Annotated in this window: 6 protein-coding genes; 2 read left to right on the top strand and 4 right to left on the bottom strand. The window is 70.9% G+C overall.

Annotated elements, in window-relative coordinates; all coding sequences use genetic code 11:
* The first annotated feature begins 644 nt into the window (after positions 1–644).
* Positions 645–2102, top strand: coding sequence for a DHA2 family efflux MFS transporter permease subunit (locus E1284_RS37105; RefSeq protein ID WP_243714977.1), 1458 nt, complete (start codon positions 645–647; stop codon positions 2100–2102).
* A gap of 131 nt (positions 2103–2233) precedes the next feature.
* On the opposite strand, the gene E1284_RS37100 is transcribed toward E1284_RS37105, so the two are convergent.
* Both E1284_RS37100 and E1284_RS37095 read right to left on the bottom strand, forming a co-directional pair.
* Positions 2234–3769, bottom strand: coding sequence for an AMP-binding protein (locus E1284_RS37100; protein WP_131944821.1), 1536 nt, complete (start codon positions 3767–3769; stop codon positions 2234–2236).
* Positions 3770–3824: 55 nt separating this feature from the next.
* Entirely contained in the window at positions 3825–4055 is a 231-nt protein-coding gene (locus E1284_RS37095) for a DUF397 domain-containing protein (RefSeq protein WP_131944820.1), read from the bottom strand.
* Positions 4056–4248: 193 nt separating this feature from the next.
* Between E1284_RS37095 and E1284_RS37090 the strand changes: the two genes are divergently transcribed.
* Positions 4249–4926, top strand: a complete 678-nt coding sequence (locus E1284_RS37090) for an ATP-binding protein (protein WP_131944819.1) — start codon at positions 4249–4251, stop codon at positions 4924–4926.
* Here the strand turns inward: E1284_RS37090 and E1284_RS37085 are convergent.
* Positions 4859–6265: an alpha,alpha-trehalose-phosphate synthase (UDP-forming) gene (locus tag E1284_RS37085; RefSeq protein WP_424923531.1), complete on the bottom strand. Its 1407-nt coding sequence runs from the start codon at positions 6263–6265 to the stop codon at positions 4859–4861. The two genes, E1284_RS37090 and E1284_RS37085, sit on opposite strands and share 68 nt — an antisense overlap.
* 286 nt (positions 6266–6551) lie before the next feature.
* Positions 6552–6981 (bottom strand): DoxX family protein (locus tag E1284_RS37080; protein WP_424923530.1); only part of this gene is annotated, 430 nt, incomplete at its 5' end.

The following is a 6981-nucleotide window of genomic DNA, read 5'->3' as shown; positions in this document are numbered from 1 at the left end:
CCCTCTGCCTGCTCCTGCCCGGCCGCCCTACCCCACAGCCGCGACACCGCGACACCGCACCCACCGAGGAGTCCGCCGCAGTCTGATCGGCGGCTCCACGGCCTGCACTCAGCGCCCGATGGCGGTTCCGGCACCATGCCGCGCCTTCGCCGACGCCAGGACACCCGGTCGAACACCCCGGTGCCATCCGCCGGCGGAAGACCTAGTTTCCGCGCATCGGTGCAGGTGCGGCGCTTGAGGAGCGGGCCGGGGGCGGGGGCGCGGTTGGTCGTCCGGTCCCGGGCGATGAGTTCTCGGCGCGGCCGGGGGTCCATAGGGCGAGCGCGAAGGGAGGAGTGCGGTGTCGTGTGTGTCACATCTCGTTGACCTCGACTGTGGTCGAGGTCGCAGGGTGGAGGCCGGAGAGCTGGGGGGATCTGTCGGACCCCGCTGGAATACTCCCGGAGCGCGCGAAGTTTAACGGTTCGCGAAAGTGTCAGTCGCTGCAGTATTTTTGCGACCTACCCCCTGAAAACGTGCCCACGGTCCTGCGTGCCCGCGTGCGGGCCCTGACGATTGGAAGAGAGTTGACCGCTCCCGCGTCTCAAGCGACGGCGGATGGCCCACTGAAGCAACCCGACGCCGGCGGCGGTCTCGACCGCGGCGTGCTGGCCGTGGCCGGGGTCGTCGTCCTCGGCGCGATCATGTCCATCCTGGACGTGACCGTCGTCAACGTGGCCATCAACGACCTGGCCAAGGAGTTCAGCACGTCGCTGGCGACGATCCAGTGGGTGGCGACCGGCTACACGCTGGCGCTGGCCACGGTGATCCCGGTCACCGGCTGGGCGTGTGCGAGGTTCGGCACCAAGCGCCTGTACATGGTGTCGATCCTGCTGTTCGTGCTCGGTTCGACGCTCGCCGGCCTGGCGTGGTCGGCCGAGTCGCTGATCCTCTTCCGGGTGCTGCAGGGCCTCGGCGGCGGCATGATCATGCCGGCCGGTATGACGATCATGACCCAGGCGGCCGGGCCGCAGCGGGTCGGCCAGGTGATGAGCATCGTCGGCGTGCCGATGCTGCTCGGCCCCATCCTCGGCCCCATCATCGGCGGGTACCTCGTCGACGACGTGTCGTGGCGCTGGATCTTCTTCATCAACCTGCCGATCGGCATCGTCTCGCTGTTCCTGGCGGCGAAGATCCTCAAGAAGGACGAGCCGAAGCCGGCGGAGCGGCTCGACCTGCTCGGCCTGCTCCTGCTGTCGCCCGGTCTCGCGTCCCTGATCTACGGTGTCGCGAAGGGCGCCGAGTCGCGCGACTTCCTGAAGACCGAGCCGCTGGTGTTCACGGTCGTCGGCGCCGTGCTGATGGTCGGGTTCGTGATCCGGGCGCTGCTCGCCCGCAGCCCGCTGATCGACCTGCGGCTGCTGAAGCGCCGGTCCGTGGCGGCGGCGTCCGGCACGATGGTGATGTTCGTGACCGCGTTCATGGGCGCGATGCTGCTGCTGCCGCTGTACTACCAGGTGGTCCGCGGTGAGGGCGCGATGGCGTCCGGCCTGCTGCTGGCCCCGCAGGGGCTCGGCGCGATGGTCACGATGCCGATCGGCGGCAAGCTCACCGACCGGATCGGGCCCGGACGGGTCGTCCTCGGCGGCCTGGTCGTGGTGGTGCTGTCGGTGGCCGCCTTCGCGGCGGTGCTGCAGGGCGACACGTCCTACTGGACGCTCGGCACGGTGCTGTTCGTGATGGGGCTCGGCATGGGCCTGACGATGATGCCGACGATGGCCGCGGCCATCCAGACCCTGGCGCACGACGAGGTGCCGCGGGCCAGCACGATGCTGAACATCATCCAGCAGGTGTCGGCGTCCATCGGCACCGCGCTGATGTCGGTGCTGCTGGCGAACCAGCTCACCGCCAAGCTCGGCGGCGGGGCCGGCGGCGAGATCGGCAGCTCCGAGAAGGTGCCGCCGGCGATCATGGAGAAGATCGCCGGGCCGATGGCGGACGCCTTCCAGCACACCTACTGGTACGCGGTCGCGCTGATCGCCCTGGCGTTCCTGCCCGCGCTGCTGCTGCCGCGCAAGAAGCCGGAGACGCCGGCGGTCGACGCCCCGATGCCGGTGCACTGAGCCCTCGCCCCCGCCCGGCACCGCGACTGGCGCGACCGGGCGGGCAGGGCCCGCACAGGACGTCTCCGGCGCGTTCAGCCCCGGCCGGTCCCCGAGTAGGATCGGCCGGGGTTTCGCCGTTCACGGGCCGCTCAGGCCGTCGCGGAGGGCTTCTGCGACCAGTACTCGTCCTTCAGCAGCCGCTTGTAGAGCTTCCCGGTCGGGTGCCGGGGCAGCTCGGGACGGAAGTCGATCGACCGCGGGCACTTGTAGTGCGCGAGATGGTCGCGGCAGTACGCGATCAGCTCGGCCTCCAGGTCCGGGCCGGCGGCGTCCATGGACAGAGGCTGGACGACGGCCTTGACCGCCTCCCCCATCTCGGCGTCCGGGACGCCGAAGACCGCGACGTCGGCCACCTTCGGATGCACCGCGAGGACGTTCTCCGCCTCCTGCGGGTAGATGTTCACCCCGCCGCTGATGATCATGTAGGCGCGGCGGTCGGTGAGGTAGAGGAAGCCGTCCTCGTCGACATAGCCGACGTCGCCGAGGGTGGTCCAGCCGCGGCCCTGCGGGTCGCGTGAGGCGGCCGTCTTCTCCTCGTCCGCGTGGTACTCGAACTGCGGGCCGTTGCCGAAGTAGAGCGTTCCGGGCTCCCCGGCGGGGAGCTCGTTGCCGTCCTCGTCGCAGACGTGGACCTCGCCCAGGATGGGCCGTCCGACGGTGCCCTTGTGGGTGAGCCAGTCCGCGGAGTCGGTGTAGACGAAGCAGTTGCCCTCGGTGCCGGCGTAGTACTCGTGCAGGATCGGGCCCCACCAGTCGATCATCCGCTCCTTGACCGGGACGGGGCAGGGCGCGGCGGCGTGCACGGCGCAGGCCAGCGACGACACGTCGTAGCGGGCGCGGGTCTCGTCCGGGAGCTTCAGCATCCGGATGAACATGGTCGGGACCCACTGGCTGTGCGTGACGCGGTACTTCTCGATGGTGGCGAGGGCCTGCTCGGGGTCGAACCTCTCCATCACCACGACGGTCGCGCCGAGCCGGTGGAAGATGAGCGAGTACCGCAGCGGCGCCGCGTGGTAGAGCGGCGCGGGCGACAGGTACACCGAGTCGGCGTCGGCCGCGAACAGGGTCGAGATGAGCATGTAGAGCGGCCCGGCCTCGCCCATGGGCGCCTTGGACAGCGGCGGCTTCACGCCCTTGGGGCGGCCCGTCGTCCCGGACGAGTAGAGCATGTCCATGCCCTCGCACTCGTCCTCGATCGGGGTGGCCGGGTAGCGGGCGACGCGCTCCTCGTAGGACTCGTAGCCGGGGGCCGTGCCGCCCAGCATGAGGCGCAGCGGCACGTCCGGCGCGGACTTCGCGGCCGCCTCCGCCGACGTGCTCGCGATGAAGACCTTGGCCTCGCAGTTGGCCACGATGTAGGCGAGCTCTTCGGGCTGGAGCCGCGAGCTGATGGCGGTGTAGTAGAGCCCGGACCGCTGGGCGGCCCAGGCGATGGCCAGGTAGAGCGGATGGTTCTCCAGCATGAACGCGATGTGGTCCCCCGGGCGCAGCCCCTCCGCACGGAGCAGCTGCGCGAGCCGGTTGGACTCCTCGTTCAGTTCCCGGAAGGTGACGACCCGCCCGGAGCCCGCCATGATCACGGCGGGCTTGTCGGGCGTCTGAGCTGCGATCTGCCCCAGGTGCATGGCCGCAACCTACCGGGCCGGACCGCCGAATGGAATGCCGTTCGGTTTTCTGCCGTCAGACGAGCATGTGGTCGAAGTCACCGTCCTTGGCTCCGCCCACGAAGGCCTCCACCTCCTCGCGCGTGTAGACGAGGATCGCTCCCTCGGGGTCCCGGGAGTTGCGCACGGCGATCTCCCCGCTGGGGAGTTCGGCCATCTCGACGCAGTTCCCGGACGGGTTGCTCCGCCGGCTCTTCTGCCAGACGAGCCCGCTGCGCCGGACGTCCGACATGTGGTGGCCGTCCATGTCTGCCCCCTCTAGGCGTCATGGTCTCCCCGCAGGGAGACCGCGATCTCGCCCCACCCCACACAATGGTACGAGATGCACGTGCATTCGTTCTTGCATTCGTTCATGCAGACGGTCTTGCATCTGCACGGCTTGGGGAGCAAGATAGCGAACGCTCACCGGTGACCACTCCGCACGCCTCTGAGGTTTGACCATGACCGTTGACCAGGCAGACGACGTCGCAGCCCCCGCCGCCATGGGGGGCCGCCGGACGCGGCACGCCGCCGCGGTGCACGCGCCCTGGCCGGATGCGGCGCCGATGCCGCCGGCGCCGAACGCGCCGGCGAATCCGCACCCGAGCGCCCCGGCCGCCGTGCCCGGCCTCGCCGGGCTCTGGCCCGCCCCGCACGGCGGCACCCCGCGCACCGCGCGCCGGGTGCTCCCGGCGGAGATCACCGCGCCCCGGGCGGCGCGCGAGTTCACCCAGGCCACACTGGACGGATGGGGCGCGGCCGGCGACGCCGGCGACGTGGTCGTGGCGGTGTCGGAACTGGTGACGAACGCGCTGCGGCACGGCCTGGAGGGGCTGCCTCAGCCGCTGCCGCTGTGCCCCATCCAGCTCGTGCTGGTCGGGCACCCGCGGCGCCTCGTCGTCACGGTGACCGACCCGTCGGGACGCGCGCCCGAACCCGTCCCGGCCGACCCCGACCGCTTCGTCGAGGGCGGCCGCGGCCTCGTCGTCGTCGGCGCGATCAGCGACGCGTGGGGCTGGGCGCGGCTCGCCACCGGCGGGAAGGCCGTCTGGGCGGCCTTCGACCTGCGGATCAGCCCTCCGGCGGCACCGGAGCACGCTCCGCGGGCCGGGACCGCTCCGGATTCTCCAGCTCGCTGAGGAACGCCTGGGCCCAGCGGTCCACGTCGTTCTCGATCACGCGGCGGCGCATCGAGCGCATCCGCCGCGCCTGGTCGGCGGGCTCGGCGTCCAGCGCCGCCAGCAGCGTGCCCTTGAGCCCGTCGATGTCGTAGGGGTTCACCATGAACCCGCCGCGCTTCAACTCGGCGGCGGCGCCGGTGAACTCGCTCAGCACCAGCGTGCCGCGCAGGTCCTTGCGGCATGCCACGTACTCCTTGGCGACCAGGTTCATGCCGTCCCGCAGCGGGGTCACCACCATCACGTCCGCGGCCAGGTAGAGGGCGGTCAGCTCGGGGCGGTCATACGAACTGTGCAGATAGTGGATGACCGGAAACCCGATCTCGCCGTGCTCGCCGTTGATCCGGCCGACCAGCTGCTCGATCTCCTCGCGCAGCAGCTGGTACTGCTCGACCCGCTCCCGGCTCGGCGTGGCGATCTGCACGAACACCGCCTGCCCCGGCTTGAGGTGGCCGTCCTCGAACAGCTCCCCGAACGCCTGCAGCCGCTGCGTGATGCCCTTGGTGTAGTCGAGCCGATCGACGCCGAGCAGGACCGTGGCGTCGCCGAGGTCGGCCCGGATCTCCTGCGCCCGCTCCTGGACGTCCTGCCGGCCGACCAGGTCGTTCAGCTCGCCGACGTCCACGGAGATGGGGAACGCGCGGGCCCGGACGACGCGGTCGTCCCAGAAGACGTCCTGCTTGACGTAGCGGGCGTCCAGCAGCCGCCGGCACAGCCGCACGAAGTTGGCCGCCGCGCCGGGCAGCTGGAAGCCGACCAGGTCCGCGCCGAGCAGGCCCTCCAGGATCCGGCGCCGCCACGGCAGCTGCCAGAACAGCTCGACCGGCGGGAACGGGATGTGCAGGAAGAAGCCGATGCGCAGGTCGGGCCGCAGCTCGCGCAGCATCGACGGGACGAGCTGGAGCTGGTAGTCCTGCACCCAGACGATCGCGTGCTTCGCCGCGACCTTCGCCGCCGCCTCCGCGAACCGCCTGTTCACGCGGACGTAGGCGTCCCACATCGCGCGGTCGTACACCGGCGGCGCGACGACGTCGTGGTAGAGCGGCCATAGCGTCGCGTTCGAGAAGCCCTCGTAGTAGAGCTCGACCTCCTGCGCGGACTGGGTGATCGGGTGGAGGGACATGCCGTCCTCCTCGAACGGCTCGATCTCCTCGTCCGGCGCGCCGGTCCAGCCGATCCAGGTGCCCTGCCGCCGGCGCATCACCGGGGCGATGGCGCTCACCAGGCCGCCGGGGCTGCGCCGCCAGCGCGGCACCCCGTCCGCTCCGACGATCCGGTCGACCGGAAGCCGATTGGCCACCACAACGAACTCACTACCGCGCGACACCTGCGACCCGCCTCTCCAGGAACCCCTCAGCGATCACTCATGCCCAAAAACGGTCATCAGGAACATCTTGTCACTTCGACGCTAAGGAGCGGGGGGCTGAAAAGGCGGGTGTCAGGCGGTCGGGAGGACGCGGCCGGGGGTTTGGAGCGGGCCATATTCCTTTCCCGCCAGGTGACCGGCGCTGACACCGCCGTCACGGCACCCCGGCCGCGCTCCCAAGAGTTGTCCAGATCACATTGCCGGGCCGGGCCCGCGCCGGTCAGGCGGGCACGGACCGCCGGTCGGGCCGGGGTTCGCGGCGGCGCCCCCACAGGACGGAGTCCACGGAGAAGCGCCCGGCGCCCGTGAAGGCGAACAGCAGGCAGACGGTGCCGAGGACGAGCACGTACTCGTAGCCGCCCTCCTGGCTGAACAGGCCCTTGCCCATGTGGACGTACCAGAAGGCTCCGGCCATGTCGAGGGCGATGAGCACGCCGGCGAGCGGCACCAGGACCCCGGCGATGAGCGCGATGCCGCCGAGCAGCTCGACCCACGTGCCGTAGACGGCGGCGAGCCCCGGCAGCGGGATGCCGAGGTGCTCGAAGGACTGCGCGACGGCCGCGTGGCCCTCGTCGGTGAGCTTCTGCCAGCCGTGCGCGACGAAGACGACGCCGACCGCGATCCTGCCGAGGAGCAGGCCGGTGTCGGGC

The sequence above is a fragment of the Actinomadura bangladeshensis genome, assembly GCF_004348335.1.
Lineage (GTDB): Bacteria > Actinomycetota > Actinomycetes > Streptosporangiales > Streptosporangiaceae > Spirillospora > Spirillospora bangladeshensis.
This window is presented reverse-complemented; position numbering and strand designations above follow the sequence as displayed.

What these genes read in the sequence shown, in the direction of transcription:
- E1284_RS37100 (WP_131944821.1), bottom strand. Translation starts at nt 3,769, where the DNA reads ATGCACCTGGGGCAGATCGCAGCTCAGACGCCCGACAAGCCCGCCGTG.
- E1284_RS37095 (WP_131944820.1), bottom strand. Translation starts at nt 4,055, where the DNA reads ATGGACGGCCACCACATGTCGGACGTCCGGCGCAGCGGGCTCGTCTGG.
- E1284_RS37090 (WP_131944819.1), top strand. Translation starts at nt 4,249, where the DNA reads ATGACCGTTGACCAGGCAGACGACGTCGCAGCCCCCGCCGCCATGGGG.